Raw genomic sequence first — 26,792 nt, 5'->3', positions numbered from 1 at the left:
GTAGGAGCCATTAAAAACCTCTGCGTTCATGTCACGGTATTTTCGCGCATTATCGAAAGGAAAGCGAAGCGCCTGCCTAATCCCCAGGAATCTTGGCGCATGAGTCGCTCAAAAAAAATTCGGTGGGCGATGTTGGAGCTCCGTGAACCGATGGCCTTCTTTGACGGGCTCTACTCTCAAACCACGTGAGACCCCGGCTAGGCCGCTCCAGCAGTGGGTTCTCATGCCACCACCCCATCGGAAAGAGCTGCAAGATTTTTGAAGGGGTACTTCGCTCACACCGGTGATTAAGGGGGCGCACAGAGAATGGCCACCTGTGTCAGAGCATGCGGCTCAATCTGATGCGGTTTGGAGAGGCAACCGTCGAAGGGTAATGTCGCAGTGCGAGATAAGGGGGCCTAAGCCCCCCTCTCGAATCAGGCGTGTTCAAGCTCTGCTTTATAAAATTTTGCATTGGAGGGCGGAAGTTGGCGCCCCAGAATCATATCTGCGGCTTTTTCTGCGATCATGATGGTCGGAGCGTTGGTATTGCCGTTAGTAACCTCAGGCATTACCGACGCATCGACCACCCGCAAGCCGCGAACACCCTTAACGCGAAGCTGGCCGTCGACAACCGCATCACTGCCGCTACCCATCTTGCAGGTACCACAGAAGTGATACCCACTTTCCGCGTGGTCGCGGATGAAGTCGTTAAGACCCTCATCATGCATCTCGGTTTTAAGCGGTTTCAACATCTTCCCGCGATACGGCCTGAAAGCGTCCTGCTCCATGATTTCGATGGTCGAACGGATGGCGTTTCGTGAATCGATCCAGTCCTGCTCATGGGTCAACCAGTTGGGCTGGATAAGAGGCGCATCTTCAGGATTAGCAGAGGCGAGATTCAGCCAGCCTCGGCTCTTTGGCCGTTGAGGGCCAAGGTGCACTTGGTAGCTGTGGCCTTCAGCAGCCATTCGCCCGCTGTACTCGGCAGCAACCCCCACGAAGTGGCACTGAACATCCGGCCAAGGCTTATCAGGGGTCGAGCGCAAGAAGCCTCCCGCCTCGAAGAAGTTCGAAGCACCCAAGCCCGTATGCTTCGCCAACCACTCGGCGCCAATGGCTGCTTGCCTATGCAGCTTCAACTCCTTGTAGTACGAGACAGGCTTCAAACAGTCGTAGGCCACGATGTATTCAATATGATCACCGAGGTTCCGGCCCACACCAGGCGAATTGCAGACTACCGGAATACCGTGTTTTTTGAGCTCGTCCTCTGGCCCTACGCCCGACAGCATAAGCAATTGGGGCGACTGGATGGCGCCCGCAGACAGGATGACCTCGCGATCACAGCGAATCACTTGTTCGCTGTTTTCACTACGCAGAGCAATGCCGACGGCTTTGTCTCCTTCAAACACCACGCGTCGCACCAGCGCACCTGTGATTACCGTTAGGTTCGGGCGGGTCATCGCTGGGTGAAGATAAGCACGAGCAGCACTCTCCCTTACCCCATTGTGAACAGTCATATCCATGCGACCGAAACCCTCTTGGCGATAGGCGTTCTGGTCATTGACGTGCGCGTGGCCTGCTTCCTGGGCCGCTTCAAGGAACACCTGATACAGCGGGCTAGCTCCAAAGCCCTTGGTAACATGCAGTGGGCCAGAGCCACCCCGATACTCGCTTTCGCCTTGGTCGTAAGTTTCAGACTTCTTGAAGTATGGGAGACAGTGAGCGTAAGACCAGTGAGCCAGTTCTGGATCCGAAGCCCAGTTATCAAAGTCCATCGCGTTACCACGAATGTAGACCATCCCGTTAATGGTCGATGAGCCGCCCAAAACCTTCCCCCTGAAGTAGGGTACGCGACGGTTGCGAAGCTCAGGCACAGGCTCAGTCAGGAACTGCCAATTATAGGTTTTCCCCACCAGCGGATACGTAAGGGCAGCTGGCATTTGGATGCGGAAATCCCATTTCCGATCAGGCCCACCCGCCTCGATGACCAGCACCTTGACGTTGGGATCTTCACTTAGACGGTTTGCCACAACACAACCGGCCGAGCCGGCGCCTACGATGATGTAGTCGTACCCGCCACCCTTCACTGCACTCATTTCGCTCACCTTTTTGTTCGATTTTTCAACTGCCAGATCGGCAACACACGTCAGAAATTTGCGCTCTGAAGCTGGCCGGGCGGCACCTTAACCTGAGGAAAATTCGGCGCGCCGTGCATAAACCGCGCGACGTCGACGATAGCTCTCTCCCAAATGCTTCAAAATGAGGCGAAAATCGCTCAAATCGCACCATTTTGACCCGGTTACAGCGCGACCTAGCTCAGCGCAGGACTGCCTGTTCGTCTTTTCAAACTACCAAGCAAAAAAGATCTTGTCTAAAAATATTTGTAGACGTAGATTTAAGGCCAGCCCAGCGTTGCCTGCGGTTCACAAAAATAAGAGGCATGAAAATGACAACGATCAACGTCATCAGACGTGTCGCAGTGGTGGCAGCCCAGAGTCCCCTCTTTCCGAGCGAATCTGAGGCGAATCATTACTGCTGTGATGTGCGCGAAGAGTCCGTCAAGGACGTCCAACACTGCGTACCAAAAATAAGAAAAACAGGCTCTCCTAGCAGCCTGATTGAGCAGATCGAGCGCTGCTCCTTCAATGCTCTCCTTCCCCTACTGCCCAGGCAGCCACTACGGCTGAATTTTCTTACGCAAACGAATGCTCAGACGGGCTGATCCAGCCGTACGACGTACGAACTTGCAGCAAGTCCAAACTTACCTTGGCGGCACCTCTGCATAGACGGGGATTAAATGTATGAGTTATTCAGAACCTGCAGGGCTTAGCATGACAGCCCCTAAACAGCACCAGCCAGCGCAGCGTCTGCGCGGCAATCTCGGCACGTTCGACATCGTGTTCACAGTGCTCGCGTACAACGCCCCCTTGACCATCATCATTGGGTTGATCCCAGTGATTATTGGCATGGGTAACGGTCTGGGCGCCCCCCTCACCTACCTGGCGGCGGGCGGCTTGATGCTTCTTTTCGCCGTTGGCTTCACAACGATGGCTCGGCACGTGCCCAATGCGGGAGCGTATTACGCATATATCACTGCTGGCCTGGGTCGCTCTCTAGGGTTAGGCAGTGCCTTCATGGCGATCTTGGCTTATACGTTCATGCTGGTTGGGGCGTATCTCTATGTCGGGGTCACCTTCTCGACCATTTCACTCTCGTGGATCGGTCTGGAGACGCTGCCTTGGTGGCAGTGGTCGTTAGGTTTTGCCGCTATCGTGGCGGTGCTTGGCCACTTCCGCATATCGCTTTCTGCAAAGCTTTTGTCCTTGGCTCTTGTCTGCGAAGTGATCATTACCTTTGTCTGGGAAGCCGCCGTGTTCCAAGACGGAGGAGCCAACGGCTTATCACTGTCGTGGCTGACCCCCCAAGCATTGACCTCCGGATCGATTGGCTTGGCAGTACTCTTCGGCGTTACGTGCTTCGCAGGCTTCGAAGCCACTGCTGTGTTTCGTGAGGAGGCCCGCAATCCGGAAGTCACTATTCCCCGGGCGACCTACATTTCGATTATTGCCATGTCAGTGTTGTTCGCCTCAGCTACCCTGTGTTTCATCCTTGGATGGGGGCCGGAAGTAGCTCTAGATAAATCGATCAACGATCCAGTTAATGCCGGCATGGGCGTCATCGAGGCCTACTTGGGGAACGTGGGGGTCAGCATCGTCCACACGCTGGTATGCACCAGCATCTTCGCCTGCGTACTCGCAATCCACAACATCCTGGCTCGGTACATCTACTCCCTGAGCGTTGACGGCGTCCTGTTCAAATCACTGAGCACCGTCCACCCGACTCATGATTCGCCGTATCGCGCCTCAGGAATGGTTGCCATCATCACCGTACTCAGCATGTTCGCCGCCATTTATTCAGGTGTTGAACCCTACTCGGGTTACTCGTCCCTAGTGGGCATCGCCGGTTATACGCTGCTGATACTCCAGATCCTGACCTCGGTCGCGGTCATCGTGTTCTTCATCAAGACGCCCAACAGTGTGAGCGCGATGAAGACCAAGGTAGCTCCCGCTCTTGCACTAGTCGGCCTGTCTACGACCGCCTGGTTGGCAACCCAGAACATCGGTTTGCTCACAGGTAGCGAAAGCGTAGCCATGATCTTGCTAGCGTTTCTCTTTGGATCTTTGGTGTTCGGCTGCATCTACGCCATTTGGCTAGAACGCTCATCGCCCCTGGTCTACAGAGCGATAGGACGTCAGGTGATCTAACTCGTAGCGGGCTGCGATCGACTGCAGCCCAACAACGCCACCTTAGGAATGGAAGTTAAGCAACATGCAGAAGTACTCGACATTCTTCATCGGCGGGCAGTGGGTAGCACCTGCGTCGTCCACCTTCTCGCGACTCGCAGTGATTGATCCAGCAACAGAGGAAGCATTCGCCGAGATCGCGATGGGCACCAAAGAAGACGTGGATCTCGCCGTCCAAGCAGCTTCCAAAGCGTTCGAAACTTTCTCCCAGACTACCGTCGAGCAGCGCATTAACCTGCTGGATGGGGTTCGACGCGGTTTGGAGGAGCGTCGTGAGGACATTGCCCAGATCATCAGCCGTGAAATGGGCGCGCCGATCACGTTTGCTCGCGAAGCACAAACCTTTACCTGCATCGCTCACGTAGAAGCGATGATCGATATCCTTCGCAGCTATAAATTCGAGGAATCGCTTGGCACCACGCAGATCCTCAAAGAGCCTATCGGGGTAGTAGGTCTGGTTACACCGTGGAACTGGCCGCTCAATCAAATCATCTGCAAAGTGATTCCCGCGATCGCTGCCGGTTGCACTGTCGTGCTCAAGCCCAGTGAGATCGCTCCTCTCGATGCCATCATCTTCGCCGAGATCCTTGAACATGCGGGCGTCCCTGCCGGGGTATTCAACCTGGTAAACGGCGACGGGCCAACGGTTGGGGACGCTATTTCCCGCCACCCGGATATTCAGATGGTGTCCTTCACCGGTTCGACCCGTGCAGGCATTCAGGTGGCCAAGTCCGCTGCAGATACTGTCAAGCGAGTGACCCAGGAACTCGGTGGCAAATCTGCAAATATCATTCTGCGCGGAGCGGATCTGGAACAGGCTGTGGCTACAGGTGTCACCGTCTGCCTCAGCAACAGTGGACAGTCCTGTGACGCGCCTACCCACATGCTCGTTCCTGCGGAGCACTACGAACAGGCCCTGGCGATCGCAGCCAAGGTCGCGAATGAGGCCATCGTTGGCCTTCCAAGCGACCCTGCAACCGAGTACGGCCCGCTTGCCAGCCGCATGCAGTTCGATAAAGTTCAGACCCTGATCGAATCTGGTGTCAAAGAAGGCGCACGCCTGGTCGCCGGCGGCCTGGGTCGCCCTGACCATCTGCAGGTCGGTTTCTACGCTAAGCCGACAATTTTCGCAGACGTAACTCAAGAGATGGCGATTGTACGTGAAGAAATCTTCGGCCCCGTGCTGGTGATCTCGTCCTACGACACCGAGAAACAGGCGATCGAATTCGCCAACTCCGGTCTCTACGGTCTGGCGGCGTATGTGCAGTCCAACGACAAAGCAAAGGCCAACGCTGTCGCTAGGCAACTGCGGGCAGGTTCGGTGTTTGTAAATTATCCGGACTGGGACGTGATGGCTCCATTCGGCGGCTATAAGCAGTCTGGGAATGGTCGGGAAGGAGGGCCGCACGCCCTTACGGAGTATCTGGAAGTAAAAGCAATCGTTGGCTACGGCGCTTAACGTCCCAAACCGTGGCCGGCGCTCGTTTGATGCCCGGCCCTGGTTCTGATCGCCAGCGTCGACCCGAAGCGTGAGTTAGGTAGAATAGGAAGTCGGCTCCAATGTATTCCTATGAGGACTCAATGATCAGTGGTGTAAACCATCCCCAGCGCTTAACCATGTTCGCTCTGCGCTCGGAGCAGACGTTCGGCGTTGAATCCGTGATAGCAAGATTGCGCACGGCCATCGATCTTGGGTTTCTCCAGCACGGGGAGATGCTTCCTAAAGAAGCGCTGCTCGCCAAAGAGCTTCATGTGACAGCCTTTACGTTAAGAGAAGCGCTGGCTCAGCTCCGGGCAGAAGGCATGGTGGACACGAAGCCTGGCCGAGGTGGTGGAACGTTTGTTAACCATGCTTCAAGGCTTGTGAGAGGTAAAGCTACCTCACGGCTGCGAGAGCTGTCGGCTGTGGCACTTAGGGACTTGGCAGACTGGAAGGCGATGCTTTTAGGAGAGTCCGCAGAGCTCGCAGCTACGAGAGCTTCACCGTCGAACATCGCTCGGCTCGTTGGGTATAAGGCAAGGATCGCCGATGCCAAGGATGCTTTGACAGCTTGCCGAGCCCACGCTCGATTTGACGTCGAGCTTGCATCTGTAGCTCAGTCCGTTCGACTGAGTGCTGCAGCACTACAGATTTATGAAGACTTCGGATGGTTACTGGCCCTGGCCCACGAAGAACAAGAATATACCGATCTGTGCGCCGCCACTGTCGGAGAAGTTCTTGAGAGAATCACCCAAGGTGAAGGCATAGAAGCCGGGAACGTGGCACGGTCACGGACTCGCGTGTCTTTTGACAATCTCGTACGTTTAAGATTGAAGCTGATTGCCGAAGGCGCAGAGAATATCTTAGGCGAAAAGTTAGAGACCGCGTAATGTTGAAGCCGTTGGTAGACTCAGCTAGTGCTGTTTTTGACTCAACCTTCACCGAGCTAGAAAAGCTTGCGAGTCGGTTTGAGCTTCTGATTTCGAGCTCGAAGAACACTAAGAAAAGCATTAGTGAGTCGGGGCTGTCAAAAATTCGCCCGGACATGGTTCGATCCCTAACCAGCGTGGGAGTTTATGCCTATGCGCTGGGCATCGTTCTTGATGAAGGTGTAATTGAGGATTCGCCGTTTTGGCTGAACTGGATTGAGATCGACTCGGATGGCATCATCAATGATGACTCGAATATCAGGTACCCATGGCGCGGAAATTTCTATGAGTACCCAAATGCCGATTGGATGGTGATCCCTAAGACTCAGCGCTGCCCAGCAATTGTGGGCCCTTATGTTGACTTCGATAAACACATCATTACGCTCGCAACACCAATAGTTGTACAAGACCGATTTCTAGGTGTAAGCGCCGCCGACATCCGTTTAAGCGATTTCGAAAGAATCGTGGCCACCCCGCTTTCACGCATAGGCCGAGACTGTCTGCTCTGTAATCATGAGGGACGGGTAGTGGTATCCAATACAGCCAGTGCTCCCGTAGGCTCTCTAAACCCGGCATATTTGGGTGCGGGCGAAACCGTATCGACAACCGGCTGGAGAGCAATCATTCTAGATTGAAAGAGCAGCTTGTCGCTTCCTTTCAGCAGTAGGTCTTACACGGGCTACGACGGACAAATTCCTGATTAATAGCAACCCATAAGTGTCTATAGAACGAGCAACAAAATCGTACGCCCAAAATACTGACTACTGGGTATGATTTTACGATACCTAGTGTTCATTTATTCCGCAGGACGCTGGGCTACGCGAGTACCTTTGAGCAACTGAAATCTGCCAACAACATAATAGGATAAAAATGTGAAGACCAAATTTGGCATTATTACAGCTTCGATTCTCAGCTTCTCCTCCGGCATTGTCAGTGCCGCTGAGTTGAATGATGATTTTTCGATCGCACTGACGGCTGGCGTATTCAGCGACTATTGGTCACGAGGTGTGTCGCAAACCAAAGGTGATCCTGCGCTGCAGGCCTCGGCGACCCTTATCCATTCCAGCGGTTTGTATGCGGGCGTATGGTCTTCGAATGTAGACTTCGGCAACGGCAGCAAGACTCGACAAGAAATCGACTATTACGCGGGGTACTTCTGGCAGATATCAGATGATATTTCTCTAGACCTAGCCTATTACAAATATGAATACCCCAGACAGTCTCTCTCGAATTACTCTGAATACTATGCAAAATTAACCGCATATGGCTTCAACGTAGGCGGATACTATTCAGACGATCTAAATGATGATCAGAGCTACCTTTATAGCTTTGCAGGCTACACCGCCAATCTTCCCCACGAGGTCAAGTTAGACCTAACCTACGGAAAGGTCGACTACAAAGATCCTGTTTTTGTAAATGGCAGTGGTCAGTCTCGCGACAGTTATAATCTATGGCTAGCCAAGGTCAGCAAACCACTCTATGGCTTCGTATGGTCTGCCGCGTACGGTGATACAGATCTCTCCAGACAAGAGTGCATGAACTTCAATGGTTATGACGACATCTGCTCAAGCACGGTAATTTTCGGCGTCGAAAAGTCCTTCTAAACCGAACGGGAGGGCATTCTTGCCCTCCCCTCCCCTGCATCAGGGTGTTCGCACATGTTTATGAATCTCTGCCCCCTAGGCCAACAAGCCAAAATGGCTTCGAGGCCAGGCGCATAGCATGAGCACCGCATGCAACGGCGCACAAGGCGCCTAAATGCTCAGCTGAGCCCAATCGTTCACCCATTGGCAAAACTCGCAGCCGGAAACGACGCGTAAATTTTAGTCGGTGTAGGGGTATGGTCTAGGTGACGTACGGCTGGAGCTCGCTAGCTCGTGCTTGCTCGGAGTCGATTCGAACTCGCTGGGCCGACCAGTGATAGAGGCTGGCATTCGCATGCCCCAATATCAGCGTTGGCAGATGCCGCCTGGGATGAAAAGGCTATAGGGTTTGAGACCAGCCCAAACGCTCGCTTTGGGTTTGCGAGCATCCGAGATTTCTCATAGCTCCAGTCGCAGCGTTTTGGCCCATCCATGGGAATGCGATGGCACCCTCAATTCACATCCAGCCCCAGCTTAAAAACCCATCATGCATATTTCAAAACCTAGTGGTATCATTTTCTGACCACTCGGTATTTTTGCTATTCCCCTCCCCTAGCAATGCCGAGCCTTCCATTGCAGTCAGGCCCCCACATGATTTCTCTGAAGAACATAGAACTGAGATTGGGCACCAAGGTGCTTCTGCAGGACGCCACCATGACTGTCAATGCCGGAGAGAAAGCCTCTCTGATCGGAAGGAACGGTGCGGGGAAATCAACACTGTTTTCGCTTTTATGCGGCGCGCTTCATGAGGAGGCCGGCAAGGTCGAGCTACCCCGCCAGTGGCGTATTGCCCAGGTTGACCAGCACATGCCGGAGACCTCGGATGCTGCGACAGACTTTGTGCTTCAAGGAGATACCGTCCTGATCCATGCGAGAGCGGAGCTGAGACGTGCGACCGATCGCGACGACGGAATGGCAATCGCACAGGCGTACGGTGACCTTGCTGATGCCGGCGACCATGATTCAACGTCCCGAGCTCAATCTCTCATCCTGGGCCTTGGCTTCAAACCGAGCGACCTTGAAAAACCAGTGAATAGTTTTTCGGGTGGCTGGCGAATGAGACTACAACTGGCCAGGGCACTCATGAGCCCATCTGATCTGCTGCTGCTGGACGAACCGACTAACCATCTGGATCTTGATGCTCTGGTTTGGCTTGAAGAATGGCTCAAGAAATATGAGGGCACATTGCTGGTCATCAGCCACGATCGTGAATTCCTGGATGCCGCTACCCAGGTCACCATTCACCTTGAGCATGCGCAACTCACCCGATACAGCGGCAACTACAGCGCATTCGAACTCCTACGCGTGCAGAAGCTTGAGCAGCAACAAGCCGCTCACGAAAAGCAGCAGGAAAAAATGCAGCACCTGCAGAAGTACATTGATCGATTCCGCTACAAATCCACCAAAGCCAGGCAAGCTCAGAGCCGTATCAAAGCGTTGGAGCGCATTGAAAAAATCAGCGCCGTGGCCGCTGACGCCGAGTTCACGTTCACTTTCAAAGAGCCCGACCATCTACCAAACCCCATGATCGCGATTGACGACGCTGACTTCGGCTACCAGACGTCCGATGGAAGCCCTGATCGTAAAGTTCTGTCTCATGTCCGCAAAACCATAATGGCAGGCCAGCGGATTGGGATTTTGGGTGCGAACGGCCAAGGCAAATCGACTTTCATCAAGTCCATCGCGCGTGACTTGGAACCCCTTGCTGGATCGATCACCGAGGGAAAAGGGCTGACGATCGGCTATTTTGCCCAGCAAGAATTGGACGTCCTGGATCCTGAGCAGACGCCGCTGCACCATATGCTGGAGCTTGCACGCAAATCAGGGCAAGCCGGTCAGAGCGCCAGGGAACAGGAGCTGCGGAATTTCCTAGGCACATTCAACATCAACGCAGGCATGGTGACCCAGACCGTTAGTACATTGAGTGGTGGCGAAAAAGCACGCCTCGTGCTTTGCATGATTGTCTGGCAGAAGCCAAACCTGCTGTTACTCGATGAACCGACCAACCACTTGGATCTCGCTACTCGTGAAGCTCTCTCCCTTGCACTGAACCAGTTCGAGGGAAGCGTGATGCTTGTGAGCCACGACCGGGCCTTGCTTCGCGCTGTCTGCGATGAATTTTGGCTTGTAGGTCGAGGAGAGGTAACCCCTTTCGAAGGTGACCTTGAAGACTATCACCGCTACCTAGTTGATGAGTCCAAACGCAGCGCCGAGGCTAGACGGGCCGCGCATCCCGCTGTCGAACGCCCCGTAAAAACTGCACACCAACCTCACGCCTCAGGCTCGAAGCGATTAAAAAGCATCGAGCGTGAATTGCAAAAAATTGAGCAGAGGCTTACCCAAGCACAAGAGAACAAAGGTCGGGCCGAAAGTCGGATGTGCCCCATGCTGTCCTACACAGAAGTTCAGACCATCACGCTGGAATGGGAAACCATGGGCAAGCTCATTGGAGAGCTCGAAGAACAATGGTTGTTATTGCAAGACGAAGCTGAAGAATTATGCGCCAAGCGCTAGATCGCATTTACACCCTTAGGACACAGCCGAGCGATCTATAAAGAAAACAATAGTCACCCGTGCGAGCGAGGTTGGCCGCACTGATGATCCTTGCAACCATTCGAAGAATCAAACTGCCGATCTAGAATAACAAACACAGGGGCCAGAATCAGATGCTTCACAACCTTGCAATCAAAACCAAGATCACACTCGCTTCTTTAACCATCATATTAATTGTAATAAGCATTATTACATGCATAGGAATATTAAAAAATTCTGAGAACAACGACCTAATATACAGCAGCAGCAATGAGATAATTTCTCAGAGCATACAACAAGTCTTAGATTCAAAGTCTGCCGAACAGACAGAAAAAATCAGAAGCACTTTCAACAGCCAGATCAACCTCATTGAGTTCCTCGCCCACCAGACCTCCTCGATGCAAGCGCTCATCACCAACGGAGCAGATGCACGTAAAATCCGCTTAGAACAGAACACTCTGCTCAAAGATCTCTTCGAGGCTCACCCTAATATCCTGGGGCTCTGGATCATCATGTATCCCAATCAACTAGGTGAGGACAGCAACTTCGTCAACGCGTTGACAGCGGGATCCAATGAAGTGGGTAGATTTTCCAGCTATTGGGTGAGGCCTGACGGGCGATCTGTCAACCTGGCCACAAAAGAAGATAGCTTGAAAGACACGACCGTAGGCGACTCCGGCTATCCGGCCAACTACTACATGACATGCCCCGACACCAATAGGAGTACCTGCGTCTTGGAGCCGTTCTACGGTTCCGATTCGGGTACAGAGATTTTTATGACCAGTTTTTCGACGCCGATCATCGCCGACGGTAAGGTCATCGGAGTTGCTGGTATCGATGTTTCCCTCTCCTCGCTACAGGCAATCGCCGAAGAAGCTAAGCGCCAGCTATACGATGGAAAAGGCAACCTGGTCATTACCACCAGTCAGGGCCTAATCGCCGCGAATAGCGCTGATCCTGCGTCGATAGGCAAGAAAATAGAGACTGGCAATAGTTCAGGCCCTAACCCCTCAACTGCTACACAAAACGCGCCACTGAAGGTTACCAAGAATCTGGAAGTGGGCAGCACTGCTCCCTGGAAGATAAGTGTGGAGCTCCCGAGCGAGGTAGCCAGCGCAGACTCACTCGCACTAAAAAAAGCCCAGTCTGACCTTCAGCAAGCCTCCACGGTATTCTCGACACTCATTGCCGTAATCGCTGCCCTAGTCGGAGCTGTGGCCATGTGGTTCATCGCGGCAGGCCTGACAAAACCTATGAGCGGTGTAGCGGCAATGTTGAAAGACATTGCTGAAGGCGAGGGAGACCTGACCAAGCGCTTGCATTACGCCAGTACAAACGAGCTTGGAGAGCTGGTGCGCTGGTTCAACCTGTTCCTAGACAAGTTGCAGCCCACCATTCAGAAGATCCGATCAGCCACCGTAGAGACACGCTCAACTGCCAGTCGGTCTAATCAAATAACCAAAGAAACCAGCATGGGGATGCAGTCGCAGCTGCGGGAAATCGAACAGGTTGCCACAGCCTCCCACGAGATGAGCGCCACTGCACATGAAGTGGCGGCCAGTGCAGCCAGAGCAGCAAGTGCGGCCCAGGGTGCGGATGAGTCTGCCAAGCATGGCCTGCAAGCAATCGCGCGCAGTACGCAAGATATCACCGGACTGGTGGAGACCCTGTCTGCCGCAATGACGGAAGCACGGTCGTTATCAGAAAATAGCGAAGAGATCGGAAGCGTTCTGGAGGTCATCAGAAGCATCGCCCAGCAGACTAACCTCCTCGCCCTCAATGCCGCGATCGAGGCGGCACGCGCAGGAGAAAGCGGGAGAGGTTTTGCTGTCGTGGCGGATGAAGTACGGAACTTGGCCATGCGCACGCAAGAGTCCATTGAACAGATCCGGGAGGTGATTGAGCGCCTGCAATCCGGTACCGAGGGCGTGGTCAACTCCATGCAGAGCAGCTACACCAAAGCTGAAATCAGTCATGAGACGATCCAGGCGACGGCGCGCTCGTTCGGAACCATCAGCGATGCTGTTTCCGTGATCAGCGAGATGAATCTCCAGATTGCCGCTGCCGCTGAAGAACAAAGCGCCGTTGCAGAGGACGTTAATCGCAACATCACGAACATCCGGCAGGTCACAGATGAGTTGAGTATCAGCGCCACAGAGACTGCGGCGATCAGCGAACATCTCAGCTCTCAAGCAGACCTTCAGTTCAGCCTGGCAGAGCAATTCAAATCTTAAAACCCATGGGCCCTCACGGGCCCTTTTTTCTCGGTTTGCTCTCCCTTCAGGCCACCAGGCACGTCGCAACTGCAATGCCCGCGCTGTGGAAATTGGGGTCTGCTCGGCATCACTACATGGGCAGAAGTCAGCTAACAATGTGAGCTTCAGGCCCCTTCGCTCGCAGAAGTGAACCGGCAAGAATCATGCATGAGGCCAGCGCAACGTTGAATGCGCTGTTCAGGTGTTGGAGACCTTACCGGCTCGATCAAATTCGCCTTGCACCGCGCCCAGCGAGACAATGATGAGCCTGGGATCCAGGAGTGCCAGCGGATAGGCCATCGAGCATGCGGCCAGAAGTGGTCAACAGAGCTCATCAATGATCCATCTACGTTGTGCCTGCCAGCCGAAGCGCCATTCCTTTCAGAGCTTCAATCGAATCCTGAAGCTTTTCCCCGCTGATAGTTGAGTTATTTATCAACTCATCAAGCATCGCGACGATGGCTTTCGCAGCGAAACGAGCATCTTGGTCGGGAAAGACCTGCGTCGCTTGTCCGTAAGCTAACAGCTCCCATAGCCGAGTCACTTTACGATCTCGAAGCACATTGAGCTCCGATAGTATGCCACTATTCAAGAGATGACCTTCGCGACGGAAAAGCATATGGTGCAATCTGTACTTGAGCCCACAGCGAACATACGCTTCGACGTAATTCTCCACAGCTTTCGATGTAGGGACTTTCCTTTGGCTTGCAGTGCTGACCTCCTCTAGTAAGCTGCTCGCCGCGCTCATGAACAAGTCTGCCAACAGCTGTTCCTTTCCCTCGCTAAGCTTATGAATTGACCCTAGCTTAATATTGGCCAGGGAGGCAATTTGGCGCAAACTAACCGAGGCATAACCGAATTCTAGAAAAAGAGAGAGCGCTGCTTGCTGGACTTCGTGCTTTCTGCCCGGCAACTGATCAGCCTCGATGCGATCTGTTAAATAGTGAAGATATGATTTCGGAAGATAATGCATCTAAGAATCCCGTTCAAAAAAAATGGGCTACCTACGCTAATAAATACTAACGCAGGAGCCCCAAAACGAAGATAGAGACGAGCAGCGGCAAAAAAGCCTGACCTATATGCTGGTACATAAGGCGGGAAAGCTCCCAAGCTAATATGCCAACGCAGCAGTGATGCAAACTAACAATACCAAGTGGTATTTTTGTTAGTCAACCTCATCAGCCGCTATTTATTAGGCACTTTCGTACCGAGATAAATGCTTTTCATAACGCCCTACGAACACGGTCGCCGGTACGCATACCGCCGCATACATCAGCCCGGTTAGCAACAATACCGACATATATTCGAAGGATGCAGATCCAATGTCATTGGCCACGCCGACAAGTTCGGGCAGCGCAATAGTGAAGCACAACGATGTGGTTTGCAGGATCACCAGAGAAAAGCCAAGCAGTGGCGGCAGAGCGATCCTCATCCCTTGAGGCAAGATTATGATCTTTAATGCATCCCAGCTGCTGAGTCCTAAGGTGCGAGCCGCCTCTCGCTGGCCCTGAGGTACTGCCCCCAGTCCTCCGCGAATGATTTCACTGGTGTACGAACCGGTACTCCAAGCCAACGCAAGGATTGATGCGGTGAAAGAAGGCAGCGTGAGGCCAGTGCTAGGCAGTCCGAAGTAAAAAAACTGAAGCAGGATCAGCACCGGCCCTCCGCGTCCGACCTCGATGAAGATGAGCGCGAGTGCACGGTTGAGCCGTTTTTTCGATCCTACCCACAGCGCGAATAACAACCCCAACGGAATCCCTATCACTAGGCTGATGGCGGTGACCTGCAGGCTCAGCCAGTAGCCATCCATCAGTTGAGGGAACCACTCAATCCAGCGGTCAATGAGCTCCATTACCGTTCAACCTTTGCACGAAGGTGAATATCAAGCTGTCGCGACAGCAGGGCCATAACAACGCTCACAACGAAGTACAGTAGGCCCGCGATGGCGTACACACTCAGGCCTCGGAATGTCTCCTGAGAGATATGGTTTGCGACCTGAGCCAGTTCCGACACACCGATAGTGGACGCAATGGCGGTGTCTTTCAGCAGGCCGATACAATAGGTACTCGCCGCTGGAACCGAGATCCGTACTACCTGGGGAACGATCACATGGACGTACTTCTGCCAGGTACTCAACCCCAGCACCTTTGTAGCTTCATACTGCCCTTTCGGTACTGCACTCAACGCTCCACGATAGATCTCGGCCATGTTAGCGGAGGTGATCAATGCCAAACCGATGATCGCTGCCACGAATGGACTTAGCTGAATCACGTACTGGCTGAATGCGAAGAAAATGAAGAACAGCCAAACAATTGGCGGAATTGAGCGCAAGGTCAGAATGATCGCGATGGCGATATTCCGAAGGATCTTGTGCTTGGAGATCCTCATAGCGCAGATCGGAATCCCCAGGATCGCTCCCCCCAGAAACGATCCGGCGGTGAGGGCGATCGTCCAGGGCAAGGCAGCGAGCATCGCCGCCAAAATTTGACTTGTTTCCATCACCGATCCCTCACGGCGGTCAGAAACTGTTGTACCCGTGGGTGCTGGGGATTACGCATGACATCGACGCTGCGCCCTTGCTCGATGATGCCGCCATCAGCCATTACCACCACGCGATCAGAGACGTTTTCTGCGAAGCGCATTTCATGCGTCACGACAATCATCGTCATACCTTCGTTGGCCAGCTCACGCATGACCGCGAGTACTTCCAGTCCAACTTCGGGGTCAAGTGCAGAGGTCGGCTCGTCGAAGAGCATGACTTCAGGATCGAGAGCCAGGGCGCGCGAGATCGCAATCCGCTGCTGTTGGCCACCGGAGCACCGGGAAGGGTACATGTTGGCTTTCGAGGCTAGGCCTACCCGCGTCAGGAGCTGCATGGAACGCTCGTCAGCTTCCTTGGCGCTGCGTTTCAGCACGCGGCGCTGGGCCAAGCTCACGTTCTCCAGAACGGTAAGGTGAGGAAAGAGATTGAAAGACTGAAAGACCATCCCGAGCTTTCGGTTCAGAAAAGCCAGCTGTTGCTTCGTGGCTCCTTTGCTAGCATCGATCGTCTGCCCACCAATGCAGATGGTGCCCTCTGTTGGCGGTTCAAGCTGGTTGATGCATCGCAGAAAGGTGCTTTTACCCGAACCACTAGGGCCAATGATCGCCACCACTTCGCCCGATGCCATCGAGAAGTCAACGTCATGGAGCACTCGAACGGAACCGAAGGACTTACCTAGGCCTTGTACAGTCAGGATAGGTGAGGCGTTTTCTCGGCGATTCATGTCTTTTATCTGCGCGACTTTAGTCATTTTTTCTCTGTCTTATTAACTGAATCTCTATGCCTGACCTGGAGTCGAGGCACATCACGGCAGCATTGCTAAATACAATCCCTGTTCGAGGTTATGCGAGTTATTTTCTTATCTTCAATGCGGGGCATACCTGCCCCGCGCGCTAACAATCAATTAGCTTGAAAACTTTTGTAAAGTTCAGGTCGGCGGTCTTTGAGGTGCCGAACCTCTCCACGCTCGCGGGACAGTCGCAGAGTGGCGAGGTTGAGATCTGCATGGATCAAACCCTCCTCACCCTCGCTGAAATCGGAAACCGCGTAGGTACCGTCCTCGACATTCATCCGGTTGTCGATCGGGCAAGCGATGAATGCTTCACCCGTCCCATTAACTGGGTAGTCGTTTGGAATGCCCAGATTGCCTACGAGTGGTGAAACGCAAACATAGATCTGGTTTTCGAGGGCCCTAGCGTGTGCGCTGTACCAGCTGCGCCAAGCCCCGCGCTTCTCCGTCAGGGTCGGCACGAACAGGACTTCGATGCCTTCAGCCACCAATGCTTGGGTGAGCTCCGGATACTGCACGTCATAACAGACGAACAAACCGCATTTCACGCCATCGATCTCGAACGCCGACAGGGTTTCGCCACCTGTGCTGTTGATGGCGCGCTCCCCACGGGTCAGGTGAATCTTGTCCTGACGCAACTGGGAGCCATCTGGGCTGAACACGAAGGCGCTGTTAAGACCCTTACCGTCTTCCTCATGCCAGAAGGTGCCGCCCACCAGGTAGATGTCGTGTTTCTTCGCCAAAGCAGACATCAGATGCTGGAATTCCGGGAGCATCGGGCTGAACACTTCACGGTAGAAGTCCGAAACTTTGGAGTTGTCGATTTCAGCAGCGGTGCCATGAGTCCACAGCAAGCCCATTGCCAAGAACTCGGGCAAAACCAATACCCGGCTGCCTGCAGCCTTGGCATCCACAACGAAGCGCTCAACGTGCTCGGCAAATTGCGCAAACTGCTGGTAGTGCTGGATACGGAATACTGAAACGGATACTTTCAAATTGTCAGACATGTGCTTTCCCCTTCCACAGCTTCAGCAGTTCTTTTTTGTCGATCTTGCCGGTGTTTCCAAGTGGCATCTCTGCCAGCGCAATGAATTCACTTGGCACTTTGAACTCAGCCAGCACCAAACGGCAGTATTCAGCCAGATCTTCTGGCTTAGGTTGAGTCCCTTGAGCAGCGACGAGGTACGCAACAGGCAGCTCGCCGAACTTCTGGTCTGGAACGCCAATCACAGAGGCCTGCACGACTTGTGGGTGAGACAACAACGCCTCCTCTACCTCAGCCGGGGCAATGTTGGCTCCGCCTTTGATGATGATGTCCTTAATCCGGCCAGTCAGGTAATAGAAGCCTTGAGCATCGACATGCCCAAGGTCGCCGGTGCGGAAGAAGCCGTCAACGAAGGCGGCAGCGCTCACTTCAGGCGCCTTGTAGTAGCCAGAGGTGGTAGCTGGAGCGCGCACCAGAATTTCGCCAGTCACGCCTGGGCCAACCTCTTGACCGTCACCGTCAACAATCTTGATCAATACGCAAGGGCTTGCTTTGCCGATCGCGCCTGCAGGCACTGGGGTGCTATCCCCGGAAAATTTGCCAAATACCGGTCGCACCTCAGTGAGTGCGTAATAGTCCTGGATCTCGACACCGAACTTGCTCTTGAAGCGGGCGCGCAGGTCGCTTGCCAATGGAGCGCCCGCCGAGATGACAGCGCGCATGGAGGACAAGTCGAAGTCCAGCCCGTTCTGCTCTGCGTATTCCAGCATCATGGAGAACATGGTTGGCACACCTTGGAACACGGTGACGCCATGCTGGACGAAGGCCTCAAGGGCTTCTCGCGGGTGGAACCGACGCTGGATGATCGTCTCGCACCCGGCCTGCAGCGCCATAGAGGCTGCGGTCGATAGTCCGTAAAGGAAGCCCAGCGGGAGTGCGACCAGCAGCTTGTCACTTGGCGTGACATACCACATATCGATCAGGGAAGCGTTGCCTGCCACCTCAGCCGGCTGACTGTAGAGAACCGCTTTGGGTACCCCAGTGGAGCCCGAGGTGTAGATGATCAGAAAGTCGTTCTTGATCGCCTCAACTTGCTCAACCTCTTCACTACCAGCGATGGTATTGCTGAAAAATTCACTGACTTCAATCAGACTGCAGGCTGTATCACTGACTGCCGTAACGGCATTCTCGTGCAGCTTTTTGTCAGTGAATAAGAATTTCACATCTGCGTGGCCAAGGATGTAGCTGACTTCAGCTGCACTGAGCACCGCATTAATCGGGACGAATGTTCCGCCCATCTTCGACATGGCGTAGTACAACACCATGATCTCAATATTGTTCTCGCAGTAAACCGCGATGGTGGTGTCAGCACTGACGCCTGCGTTTTTCAACAGGACAACAGCTCGATCAATTTCGCGCGCCAACGCACTATAACTGAGCACTTTGTTATCAAACCGCAAAGCCACACTGTCGCTTCGCTCAGTAGCGTGCTCTTCAACAAAACCTACGATCATCTTGCAAAACCTCAAAAATAGTACGTTAGCGGGCGGCCAAACCAATTACTCTGGTTTGCAGTGCATCATGACCTTCCACTCGCCTTCTTGAACCGACTCGCCGCGCTGGTTCACCAAAGCCACCTGGAAGTTCACAATACCCACGCCTGGCTTTTTGGTTTCGCGCTTGGAGCCAACCTTCTGATTGACATGGATAGTGTCGCCGATCTTGATCGGGCCGCGCAGATCCCAGGTCATACCGAGGAACGCAATTGCAGTGCCTTCTTTAATGCCGAGACGGCTTTCCAAACCGGTTGCGATAGCGAAACCAGCTGGGCCATGCAGGATGCGACCGCCGAATACGGTGTTCTTGGCGAACTCCTCGTCAGTGTGCACCGGGTTATGGTCACCGGTGAGTGCTGCAAACATCACGATGTCAGCTTCGGTGATCGTGCGACGTGGGGAGTTCCACTCTTGACCTTCATACAGCTCGTCGAAGTAGAGAGCGTTTTGGCCGATACCAGCTTCTTGTTTAACAGCAGCAGTCATGATTATCTCCAGCGTTTATTTATTAATCAGGGGTACAGCGTTGATCATGGTCGAGAACACAACATCATCGAAGCTCTGCATATACTCGATCAATTCTTCCAACATCTTGATACGTGGGCCGCGCCCAATAATTTCCGGATGGCAAGTCAAAGTGAACACACCGTTTTGAGCGCGTGCGGCATCAAACTCGGCAGCCCAGTACTTGTATACATCCGCAGGCAGGCGATTGCCGGTGTTCATCGGCTTGACCATGAACTGGAAGTACGGATAGTCATCAAGCTCCCAAGCAACAGGGAACTCGACCACCGAACTTTCGGGGCCTTTTGTGAAACCTTCTTCGGTAAGGACATCATCAGTACGTGCATAGAACAGTTCAAAGTCGTTAGACATCATGCTGCTGTCGTAACGAAGTCCGAACTCTTCCAGCAAAGGAATGGTGTTCGGGCTCAAGTCCCAAGCGGGCGAGCGATAACCTTGAGGACGCACCCCAGTGACGTCTTGCAATACCTTGATGCTCTTGGCCAAAAGCTCACGCTCCTCGGCGAGCTCAAGGTTCACCGGGGACTCATGCAAGAATCCGTGGCACGCGACTTCGTGACCGTCCGCTACAACCTGCTTCACCAAGTCTGGATAGGAGGTTGCAGTGTGCGCTGGCACGAAGAAGGTGGCCGGCACCTCACGACGTTTCAGAACATCCAGGAGCCTCGGCATACCCACATTCGCGCCGTATTCACCCCGCGACAGCGGTGTAGGCGACACTTGCTTGAAGGTGCTAAGCCAGATGGCTACGCCATCGAAGTCGAAGGTCAAGCAGACGGTCGTGGTCATGCTGGCAGCCCCAGAGCGTCCACTTCGCTACCGTCGATGATGCGACGGGCGATAACGATCTTTTGAATATCGTTGGTACCTTCACCTACGATGTAGAGCGGGGCCTCACGGTACAGGCGCTCAACAGGGAATTCGTTGATATAGCCGTAGCCGCCGTGAATACGCAGCGCGTCCTCACAAATTTCTTTAGCCGACTCACTGGCCAAGAGCTTGGCCATACCCGACAGCATGTCAGCGCGATGACCTGCTTCCTTCGCACGAGCCGCTTCTGCTGTCATCAGGCGAGCGGCGACCAGTTTGGTAGCCATGTCCGCCATACGAAGCTGGACGGCCTGATGCTGGTCGATGGTCACGCCGAACGAACTGCGCTCGCTTGCATAACGCTTGGCTTCGGCAAGGGCATTGGCGGCCAGACCGACGGCACTGGCAGCGATGGCAATACGACCGACTTCGAGCGAGTCCAGCAGGTGGCGCATGCCCAGACCGGTTTTACCACCGACAACCGCAGTCGCAGGCACTTTGACCTTGGAGAGCAGGATCTCGACGGTGTCGACCTGGGTATAGGCCATCTTGTGGAATTCGCTTTCCACGGTAACGCCAGGGAAGGCTTTTTCGACCAAGAACAAGCTGGAGCGTGGACGACCGGTTCCAGCGTCAACGCTGGTACGAGCCAATGTCAGCAGCAGCGTGGCGCGCTCGCCATTGGTCACAAAGATCTTGGTGCCGTTGAGCACGAAGTCCGATTCGTCTGCGGAAGCAACGGTGGTGATCGATTGCAAGTCAGAACCGGCTGCCGGTTCGGTCAGGCACAGCGCGCCACGGTGTTCCCCGGTTGCCATGAGAGGGAGGTACTGGCGCTTTTGCTCTTCAGTACCATGCTTGCTGATGGCATAAGCAACCGTGCAGTGGCTGTTGATGAAGGCAGCCAAAGTTGTCCAGCCAGCAGCGATGGCTTCCATCACGGCAGCGAAAACCGGCAACCGCAGTTGGTAGCCGCCATACTCTTCCGGAATGGCCAAGCCGAACAGGCCCATTTCTTTCATCGCGGCCAGCATCTCTGCAGGAAAGGTCTTGCTCAGTTCAAGCTGCTGAACGTTAGGCCGAACTTCCTTGGCGATGTACTTACGGACGGTTTCGAGAATCTCTTTCTCGACATCATCAAAGTCGTTGAATTGGCTCATGCAGTCCACCCTCCGTCTGCGGCAATAGCTTGGCCAGTGATGTAGCTCGCTTCTTCAGTGGCCAGGAAATAAATGAGGTTCGCGATCTCTTGTGCAGTACCTTTGCGCTGCGCCGGAATGATTCGGTTGATCCACTCAGGATTCGCACCGACGCCACGGTTCATGAACTCTGCAGCAGAGCTGACGATTGCAGCCGAGTTGCCACGCACATCAGTGTCGATCGCACCAGGGCAGACTGCGTTGACGGTGATGTTGTGCTTTGCATGGGTGTTGCTGATCTGACGGGTCAGACCCACCACACCAAATTTCGAAGCGGTATACGACGCGCCGTCTGCGCCGCCAATCAGCCCGCCAATGGACGAGGTGTTGATGATTCGCCCGTAGTTCTGCTTGACCATGTGCTTGATCGCGGCCTGGCAGCCAAAGAAGGTGCCTTTAAGGTTGATATCGACCATGTGATCCCAGAGGTTCTCGGTGGTCTCCTCGACATCAGCCATCCCGTCGAAAACCCCGGCATTGTTTACGAGGATGTCGATGCGGCCATACTGGTCGACTGCGCTCTGCACAAGCGCTTCAACGTCTGCTTGGTTACGAACGTCTACCTTGACGAACCGGACTTCGGCGCCAGTCTCCGCCAGTTCACGGGCAACGGCTTCACCGCGTTCGGCGAGAATTCCACCGATAACCGTTTTCACACCGGCAGCGGCAAATGTCTTGGAAAGCGCCAAGCCAATACCGGACTCACCGCCTGTGATGACCGCTACGCGGCCTCTGAGGTCAAACATAGTTATCTCCACATCATCAGGGGCTGAGTCGAAGGACGCAGCCCTTCAGACAGAATTATTTAGCGAAGCGCTGACGACGCCCGAAGCGCTCACGAACCGCAGCAAACTCTTCTGGGCGCTTCTGGGTCATCTGCTCGTAGTAACCGATGCGGCTGATGCCATATGCACCCATTTGCTTCAGCAGGCCGAGCGATTCCGCCATCTTCAGCGCGAAGGTGTTGGGATTAAGGATGGTGGGGTCGCGGTACTGGCCATTGCTGAGTAACCATTTCTCTGTGGCTGCAGAAATGATGGTGCAGGCCAGAATGACCGCTTCCACGCCGCCAACCTCACGGGCTTGTTCGGACGCCGAAAGTGCGTCACGGGCAACGCCTTCCAGGTCTTTGATCATGTCGGTGATGTGCCAGTCGATGTAACGGACATCGCGACACTTCTGCTCGGCACCATAGATTTTCACGAGGTCGGTCATGTAAGCCGCTGACTTCCGGTGATCAGTCACGAGCAGATAGTCGTAGCCAAAATAGCTTACGTGTTGCATCGCAGCCTCAAGAGGCCCGATTACGGGAATGTCCACCAGCTCACGAGCTGCGCGCACGCCTGGGTCGTTGCAGCAACCGATGATCACGGCATCGAAGCCATCTTTCTCAGCTTGGATCACACACTCAAAAAGCTCTTCTTCTACGAGGTGCTTGGGGTACCACCAGTCGCAGTTCTCGGGAACGTTTTCAGTATTGGTGACCACCAGCTCGTTCCCCTGATTGAGGTACGGCGTGAGGGTTTCAGAGATCAACCCGTTATAGGCAGACGTACCGAAGGGGTTGATGAAATTGACGCGAACACCCATAGGAAAAGCTCCGCTGTTGTTATAGCCCCGCCTCGAACGGAGCTTTCGGAAAAACCTACCAGCCGTATTAAAAATTAGACCGTCGAGTCAGTATGATTGAATCTTGCGACGTGTCAATAGGTCACGATCGTCTCGATACGCCTCTGCGTACCCGATCTCGGAAAGGCCCAGAACGCACCAATTAGCGACGCCCCGCGCCAGATCAGTGCAGCGTGAATCTGCTGACTCGCCTCTTGCACCGTGCCGGTCTGTTGTATAGATTATACCCATCGGTCAGTTTTTTAGTATGGCCGGACAATCAGAGGTGACTCATACCTCCAACTCCAAAATGATGTGAGGAGCAACGGATGATCAAGGCAGTAAACGTGGGCGCAGGCTTCCCAGGCGTATCCACCGCCACCCTCTCGGGCGAAGGCGAAATCCTTTTTTTGAGCGGCCATTGCCCAACCGATATCAATGGCGATGTTGTAGAGGGCGACTTCGAAGCTCAGGTACGCGCGGTATTTGAAAACCTGAAGGCAACTCTCGCCGAAGCTGGCGTGGGCTTTGAGGCAGTCGCGAAGCTGACTACGTACGTCGCGCACTTCGAGCCGTCAATGCTTCCCATCTTCAAGAAAGTGCGAAACTCTTACGTGAACGAGGCGTGCCCACCGGCCAGCGCTCTGGTTACCGTACCCATGCTCTACGACCCAGCCGTTTTGATCGAAATCGATGGCTTCGCAGTAGTACCACGTCAACCGAAGTAAATAAGCGAGCTGCCAGAATGTCTCAATTCGATGCTGTGATTGTCGGCGCCGGCCATAACGGCCTGGTATGCGCTGCGTACCTGGCCAAAGCTGGGAAAAAGGTCTGTGTGGTCGAAAGACGTAATATCGTAGGCGGAGCAGCCCTCACGGAAGAACTGTGGCCCGGCTTCCACCTTTCGGTTGCATCCTATTGGATGTCGTTGATGCAGCCCAAAATCATGCTTGACCTTGACCTGCCCAAATACGGCGTCGAAGTGATTCCGACCCCTCCCGGTATTCATCCATTCCAAGATGGCTCAGTCGTCACACATTGGGCAGACGTAGACCGGATGTGCGCCGAAATCCGCCGATACTCAGACAAGGACGCTGACGTCTACCCGGCTTATGTAGAGCACATGAAGAAACTGGTGGGCCATCTTCGCAAGCTGCTGTTTGAGGTGCCTGTTGATATCGCGACGGGCAAGGTAAAAGACCTGACCAAATCAGCCGCCCTGTTGTGGCGTATGAAAGCGGCAGGCCCGATGTTTTACGACATCTGGGATCTGCTGACGCTGAGCTGCCACGACTTCCTCCGCCGTTGGTTCGAGAGCCCTCAAGTGCTCACAATGTTTGGGTGCTACACCTCTGGCAGCGGCGGCAACATTGGCCCGATGGTTCCTGGCACTGCCTATGTGCTCGCTCGACCCTATCTTCGCGACGGCACCACTAAGGCCGGCCCAGGCGGCCTGGTCAAAGGCGGTATGGGCGCTTTGGCCAACGCGGTTAAGCAAGCATGCCTGGATCACGGTGTCACTATCCGCTGCAGCGCTCCCGTGAAAGAGATCGTTGTCAAAGACAAACGCGCCGTAGGCGTACGCCTCGATAATGGTGAGGTCATCCACGCCAAGGCTGTTGTCAGCAATGCGAACGCAAAAACCCTGTTCTTGCGCTTGCTCAAACCTCAAGATTTGCCGCCGGCAGTCATTGATGCCGTGAAACGAATTCGCACCAAAGCGAGCACCTTCAAGATCAACATGGCGCTGTCCGGCCTGCCCAGGTGGCAGGGCCTTAAGGCTTCGGATAACCAGACTCCCGGCTCAATCACGATCGCGGAAAATCTAGAAGAACTGCAGACTGCGTACGAGTCGGCCCAGCACGGTGAGATGGCCAAGCATCCCTACATGTGGATTTTGACCCCAAGCGTGTTCGATCCGACCGCAGCCCCTGCAGGCAAACACACCTTGAGCCTACTAGGCGGTCATGTGCCTTACGCGCTTCGAGATGGCAGGCCTTGGGACGAAACGACCAAGGAAGAGTTGTTCGACATCGTAGTCAATCAGATTGAACGCTATGCACCTGGTTTCCGCGAACTTGTCTTACATAAACAAGTTCTCGTGCCCTCTGACCTGGAGGCAATGTTCGACCTTCCAGACGGGCACGTTCACCATGGTGAGTTGAGCATCGACCAGATTTTCTTCCGTCGGCCTATCGCCCATTACGCAGACTATCGCTCGCCGATCGCTGGGCTGTATCAATGTGGTGCATCGACTCACCCCGGTGGTGGTGTCACCGGTGTTCCTGGCCACAATGCTGCGCAGGTTATTCTTAGCGAAATCTAATCGCGGTGTGGATTCCCCCTCTGCATGTTGGAGGGGGCTTTGCACCATCACCTCTGCTCCGCCGCTTCCTTCCCCGCCCTTCCCTACCGGCTATTCTGCTCGGACATTAGACCCCTTTGGACGCCCACGACCCCACAAACGCGGGCTTACGGGCACCAGACTAGAAAGATAAAAAATTTGACGTATCGGTCTATAAAACTGACAATGGACAACCAATGAGCGTGAAGTACCACTTCAGTCGCTCTCTATCGCACGCCAGAACCGAGTGGATGACTGAATGGAAATCACGTACAGAGGTGTTGTTTACCCTGCGCAAACGGATGCAATGGGACATATGACCGTGCAGTATTATGTTGCAGCGTTCGACCAGGCCTTCTGGCACCTGATCCACTCGTTGGGCTATAACGCCGATTGGCGCTTCGAGCGCAAGGAAGGCTGGGCAGATGTTCGATACGAAATTGATTACAGAGCTGAATTGAAGGTCGGTGACCTGTTCAAGGTGGCGAGCACTGTCGAAAAAGTCGGCAACTCTTCCATTGTCACTCGTCATCAGATGTACAGCGCCAAGGATGAGCTGTGCGCAGAAATCCAAATGACGTCGGTCTATTTCGATCTGGAGCAGCGGACTTCAAAGTCCATACCGAGTGACATCAAAGAAGCAGCCGTGAGCAGAATCTAACTGCCTAGCGATCTTAAACCTCTATCCAGGTGGTTACCTTGAATACTGTCGATTTGCGCGACCAACTAAAGCAAAAAAAACAAGCCTACGTCCAGGATGAAATCCTTGCATCTGCAGCTACCCTGTTCGCTGATAAAGGGTTCCGCGCCATCACCATCAATGATGTTGCTGCCAGCCTAGGCTATACGAAGTCGGTCGTTTACTACTATTTTAAAAACAAAAATGAGATCTTGTGGCAGATCTTCAATCGCATGCACCAGTGCTACGAAGACACGATCGTGGGAATTTTGCAGGAAGGCCTGCCGACTGATGAGACCCTCAAGAAGATCTTGTGCCAGCACGCACTGAACGTGATGCAGCGCAAAGATTGGACGGCGATCTACTTCCGCGACGAGAGCGAGCTTGAAGAGTCGCAACGCCTGGTCATTCGCAAGCGTAAGCGCGAATACGATAAGATGATCGAGGGCGTTTATCAGCGCGGTGTGGAGGAAGGCTTTTTCAAACCAGTGCCCACACACATTGCAGTGAGCGGGTTCCTAGGCATGTGTAACTGGCTGCACACTTGGTTCGATGAGAATGGCAAGATGAGTGCGCAGGAGATTGCTGAGACCTACGTCGACATGATGGCCGGCGGTTACCGAACATAA

The 26,792-nt window shown here is 54.0% G+C and carries 23 protein-coding genes and 1 pseudogene; 12 read left to right on the top strand and 12 right to left on the bottom strand.

Translation table 11 applies throughout. The features are described 5' to 3' along the window. Nucleotides 1-416: 416 nt before the first annotated feature. The gene (locus FH041_RS03935; RefSeq protein WP_140174191.1) at nucleotides 417-2,078 is read right to left on the bottom strand and encodes a choline dehydrogenase; all 1,662 of its coding nucleotides are present in this window, start codon (nucleotides 2,076-2,078) and stop codon (nucleotides 417-419) included. A gap of 735 nt (nucleotides 2,079-2,813) precedes the next feature. Between FH041_RS03935 and FH041_RS03930 the strand changes: the two genes are divergently transcribed. From FH041_RS03930 to FH041_RS23155, 8 genes and pseudogenes are all read left to right on the top strand, one after another. After that, nucleotides 2,814-4,247, top strand: coding sequence for an APC family permease (locus FH041_RS03930; RefSeq protein ID WP_088523311.1), 1,434 nt, complete (start codon nucleotides 2,814-2,816; stop codon nucleotides 4,245-4,247). Nucleotides 4,248-4,311: 64 nt separating this feature from the next. Beyond that, the gene (locus FH041_RS03925) at nucleotides 4,312-5,745 is read left to right on the top strand and encodes an aldehyde dehydrogenase family protein (protein WP_088523312.1); all 1,434 of its coding nucleotides are present in this window, start codon (nucleotides 4,312-4,314) and stop codon (nucleotides 5,743-5,745) included. Between the two features lie 101 nt (nucleotides 5,746-5,846). Continuing rightward, complete coding sequence (locus FH041_RS03920) at nucleotides 5,847-6,656, top strand: FadR/GntR family transcriptional regulator (RefSeq protein ID WP_257225381.1); 810 nt, start codon at nucleotides 5,847-5,849, stop codon at nucleotides 6,654-6,656. Further along, a complete protein-coding gene (locus tag FH041_RS03915) occupies nucleotides 6,656-7,330 on the top strand; it encodes a cache domain-containing protein (RefSeq protein ID WP_140174190.1) in 675 nt (224 codons plus the stop codon). The genes FH041_RS03920 and FH041_RS03915 overlap by 1 nt, the downstream gene beginning before the upstream one ends. Before the next feature lie 237 nt (nucleotides 7,331-7,567). After that, nucleotides 7,568-8,299, top strand: coding sequence for a TorF family putative porin (locus FH041_RS03910; RefSeq protein WP_088523314.1), 732 nt, complete (start codon nucleotides 7,568-7,570; stop codon nucleotides 8,297-8,299). 630 nt (nucleotides 8,300-8,929) lie between these two features. Next, complete coding sequence (locus FH041_RS03905; RefSeq protein ID WP_140174189.1) at nucleotides 8,930-10,852, top strand: ATP-binding cassette domain-containing protein; 1,923 nt, start codon at nucleotides 8,930-8,932, stop codon at nucleotides 10,850-10,852. A 152-nt stretch (nucleotides 10,853-11,004) separates the two neighbouring features. Next, nucleotides 11,005-12,198: pseudogene (locus FH041_RS23160) on the top strand (cache domain-containing protein); the annotation flags it as partial. 144 nt (nucleotides 12,199-12,342) lie between these two features. Then, the gene (locus FH041_RS23155; protein WP_373682145.1) at nucleotides 12,343-13,104 is read left to right on the top strand and encodes a methyl-accepting chemotaxis protein; all 762 of its coding nucleotides are present in this window, start codon (nucleotides 12,343-12,345) and stop codon (nucleotides 13,102-13,104) included. Nucleotides 13,105-13,471: 367 nt separating this feature from the next. Here FH041_RS23155 and FH041_RS03895 read toward each other — a convergent pair whose 3' ends face one another. From FH041_RS03895 to FH041_RS03845, 11 genes are all read right to left on the bottom strand, one after another. Further along, complete coding sequence (locus FH041_RS03895; RefSeq protein ID WP_088523317.1) at nucleotides 13,472-14,098, bottom strand: TetR/AcrR family transcriptional regulator; 627 nt, start codon at nucleotides 14,096-14,098, stop codon at nucleotides 13,472-13,474. A gap of 219 nt (nucleotides 14,099-14,317) precedes the next feature. Continuing rightward, complete coding sequence (locus FH041_RS03890) at nucleotides 14,318-14,977, bottom strand: amino acid ABC transporter permease (RefSeq protein WP_140174187.1); 660 nt, start codon at nucleotides 14,975-14,977, stop codon at nucleotides 14,318-14,320. Next, on the bottom strand, nucleotides 14,977-15,624 hold the full coding sequence (locus FH041_RS03885; protein ID WP_088523319.1) for an amino acid ABC transporter permease: 648 nt from the start codon (nucleotides 15,622-15,624) through the stop codon (nucleotides 14,977-14,979). Before FH041_RS03885 ends, FH041_RS03890 begins: the two co-directional genes overlap by 1 nt. Next, nucleotides 15,624-16,391, bottom strand: coding sequence for an amino acid ABC transporter ATP-binding protein (locus tag FH041_RS03880; protein WP_220634175.1), 768 nt, complete (start codon nucleotides 16,389-16,391; stop codon nucleotides 15,624-15,626). The genes FH041_RS03885 and FH041_RS03880 overlap by 1 nt, the downstream gene beginning before the upstream one ends. Before the next feature lie 176 nt (nucleotides 16,392-16,567). Continuing rightward, nucleotides 16,568-17,464, bottom strand: a complete 897-nt coding sequence (locus FH041_RS03875) for a nitrilase-related carbon-nitrogen hydrolase (protein WP_088523321.1) — start codon at nucleotides 17,462-17,464, stop codon at nucleotides 16,568-16,570. Next, nucleotides 17,457-18,956 (bottom strand): class I adenylate-forming enzyme family protein, encoded by a 1,500-nt coding sequence (locus FH041_RS03870; RefSeq protein WP_088523322.1) that lies wholly within the window; start codon nucleotides 18,954-18,956, stop codon nucleotides 17,457-17,459. Before FH041_RS03870 ends, FH041_RS03875 begins: the two co-directional genes overlap by 8 nt. Before the next feature lie 45 nt (nucleotides 18,957-19,001). Then, nucleotides 19,002-19,484 carry a MaoC/PaaZ C-terminal domain-containing protein gene (locus FH041_RS03865; protein ID WP_042571930.1) on the bottom strand — a complete coding sequence of 161 codons (483 nt, stop codon included), beginning with the start codon at nucleotides 19,482-19,484 and terminating at the stop codon, nucleotides 19,002-19,004. Between the two features lie 15 nt (nucleotides 19,485-19,499). After that, nucleotides 19,500-20,312 (bottom strand): polysaccharide deacetylase, encoded by an 813-nt coding sequence (locus FH041_RS03860; protein WP_042571931.1) that lies wholly within the window; start codon nucleotides 20,310-20,312, stop codon nucleotides 19,500-19,502. After that, nucleotides 20,309-21,493, bottom strand: coding sequence for an acyl-CoA dehydrogenase family protein (locus tag FH041_RS03855; protein WP_088523324.1), 1,185 nt, complete (start codon nucleotides 21,491-21,493; stop codon nucleotides 20,309-20,311). Before FH041_RS03855 ends, FH041_RS03860 begins: the two co-directional genes overlap by 4 nt. Next, nucleotides 21,490-22,278 (bottom strand): SDR family NAD(P)-dependent oxidoreductase, encoded by a 789-nt coding sequence (locus FH041_RS03850; protein WP_088523325.1) that lies wholly within the window; start codon nucleotides 22,276-22,278, stop codon nucleotides 21,490-21,492. The genes FH041_RS03855 and FH041_RS03850 overlap by 4 nt, the downstream gene beginning before the upstream one ends. A 55-nt stretch (nucleotides 22,279-22,333) precedes the next feature. Continuing rightward, nucleotides 22,334-23,122 (bottom strand): aspartate/glutamate racemase family protein, encoded by a 789-nt coding sequence (locus tag FH041_RS03845; RefSeq protein WP_088523326.1) that lies wholly within the window; start codon nucleotides 23,120-23,122, stop codon nucleotides 22,334-22,336. Between the two features lie 347 nt (nucleotides 23,123-23,469). Here FH041_RS03845 and FH041_RS03840 point away from each other — a divergent pair, with 347 nt between their 5' ends. The 4 genes from FH041_RS03840 to FH041_RS03825 all read left to right on the top strand — a co-directional run bounded on the left by FH041_RS03840 (nucleotide 23,470) and on the right by FH041_RS03825 (nucleotide 26,792). Then, on the top strand, nucleotides 23,470-23,868 hold the full coding sequence (locus tag FH041_RS03840; RefSeq protein WP_140174186.1) for a RidA family protein: 399 nt from the start codon (nucleotides 23,470-23,472) through the stop codon (nucleotides 23,866-23,868). Nucleotides 23,869-23,885: 17 nt separating this feature from the next. Continuing rightward, the gene (locus FH041_RS03835) at nucleotides 23,886-25,466 is read left to right on the top strand and encodes an NAD(P)/FAD-dependent oxidoreductase (protein ID WP_088523328.1); all 1,581 of its coding nucleotides are present in this window, start codon (nucleotides 23,886-23,888) and stop codon (nucleotides 25,464-25,466) included. 277 nt (nucleotides 25,467-25,743) lie between these two features. Then, nucleotides 25,744-26,145, top strand: a complete 402-nt coding sequence (locus FH041_RS03830) for a thioesterase family protein (RefSeq protein WP_140174185.1) — start codon at nucleotides 25,744-25,746, stop codon at nucleotides 26,143-26,145. A 38-nt stretch (nucleotides 26,146-26,183) separates the two neighbouring features. Then, entirely contained in the window at nucleotides 26,184-26,792 is a 609-nt protein-coding gene (locus tag FH041_RS03825; RefSeq protein WP_371921252.1) for a TetR/AcrR family transcriptional regulator, read from the top strand.

Origin of the sequence: Pseudomonas sp. SWI7, assembly GCF_006351945.1 — a bacterium.
GTDB classification, from domain to species: Bacteria; Pseudomonadota; Gammaproteobacteria; order Pseudomonadales; family Pseudomonadaceae; genus Aquipseudomonas; species Aquipseudomonas fulva.
This window is presented reverse-complemented; position numbering and strand designations above follow the sequence as displayed.

Excerpts from the sequence above, each read along its gene's own strand:
- FH041_RS03935 (WP_140174191.1), bottom strand. The coding sequence starts at position 2,078 with ATGAGTGCAGTGAAGGGTGGCGGGTACGACTACATCATCGTAGGCGCC.
- FH041_RS03930 (WP_088523311.1), top strand. The coding sequence starts at position 2,814 with ATGACAGCCCCTAAACAGCACCAGCCAGCGCAGCGTCTGCGCGGCAAT.
- FH041_RS03925 (WP_088523312.1), top strand. The coding sequence starts at position 4,312 with ATGCAGAAGTACTCGACATTCTTCATCGGCGGGCAGTGGGTAGCACCT.
- FH041_RS03920 (WP_257225381.1), top strand. The coding sequence starts at position 5,847 with ATGTATTCCTATGAGGACTCAATGATCAGTGGTGTAAACCATCCCCAG.
- FH041_RS03915 (WP_140174190.1), top strand. The coding sequence starts at position 6,656 with ATGTTGAAGCCGTTGGTAGACTCAGCTAGTGCTGTTTTTGACTCAACC.
- FH041_RS03905 (WP_140174189.1), top strand. The coding sequence starts at position 8,930 with ATGATTTCTCTGAAGAACATAGAACTGAGATTGGGCACCAAGGTGCTT.
- FH041_RS23155 (WP_373682145.1), top strand. The coding sequence starts at position 12,343 with ATGGGGATGCAGTCGCAGCTGCGGGAAATCGAACAGGTTGCCACAGCC.
- FH041_RS03895 (WP_088523317.1), bottom strand. The coding sequence starts at position 14,098 with ATGCATTATCTTCCGAAATCATATCTTCACTATTTAACAGATCGCATC.
- FH041_RS03890 (WP_140174187.1), bottom strand. The coding sequence starts at position 14,977 with ATGGAGCTCATTGACCGCTGGATTGAGTGGTTCCCTCAACTGATGGAT.
- FH041_RS03885 (WP_088523319.1), bottom strand. The coding sequence starts at position 15,624 with ATGGAAACAAGTCAAATTTTGGCGGCGATGCTCGCTGCCTTGCCCTGG.
- FH041_RS03880 (WP_220634175.1), bottom strand. The coding sequence starts at position 16,391 with ATGAATCGCCGAGAAAACGCCTCACCTATCCTGACTGTACAAGGCCTA.
- FH041_RS03875 (WP_088523321.1), bottom strand. The coding sequence starts at position 17,464 with ATGTCTGACAATTTGAAAGTATCCGTTTCAGTATTCCGTATCCAGCAC.
- FH041_RS03870 (WP_088523322.1), bottom strand. The coding sequence starts at position 18,956 with ATGATCGTAGGTTTTGTTGAAGAGCACGCTACTGAGCGAAGCGACAGT.
- FH041_RS03865 (WP_042571930.1), bottom strand. The coding sequence starts at position 19,484 with ATGACTGCTGCTGTTAAACAAGAAGCTGGTATCGGCCAAAACGCTCTC.
- FH041_RS03860 (WP_042571931.1), bottom strand. The coding sequence starts at position 20,312 with ATGACCACGACCGTCTGCTTGACCTTCGACTTCGATGGCGTAGCCATC.
- FH041_RS03855 (WP_088523324.1), bottom strand. The coding sequence starts at position 21,493 with ATGAGCCAATTCAACGACTTTGATGATGTCGAGAAAGAGATTCTCGAA.
- FH041_RS03850 (WP_088523325.1), bottom strand. The coding sequence starts at position 22,278 with ATGTTTGACCTCAGAGGCCGCGTAGCGGTCATCACAGGCGGTGAGTCC.
- FH041_RS03845 (WP_088523326.1), bottom strand. The coding sequence starts at position 23,122 with ATGGGTGTTCGCGTCAATTTCATCAACCCCTTCGGTACGTCTGCCTAT.
- FH041_RS03840 (WP_140174186.1), top strand. The coding sequence starts at position 23,470 with ATGATCAAGGCAGTAAACGTGGGCGCAGGCTTCCCAGGCGTATCCACC.
- FH041_RS03835 (WP_088523328.1), top strand. The coding sequence starts at position 23,886 with ATGTCTCAATTCGATGCTGTGATTGTCGGCGCCGGCCATAACGGCCTG.
- FH041_RS03830 (WP_140174185.1), top strand. The coding sequence starts at position 25,744 with ATGGAAATCACGTACAGAGGTGTTGTTTACCCTGCGCAAACGGATGCA.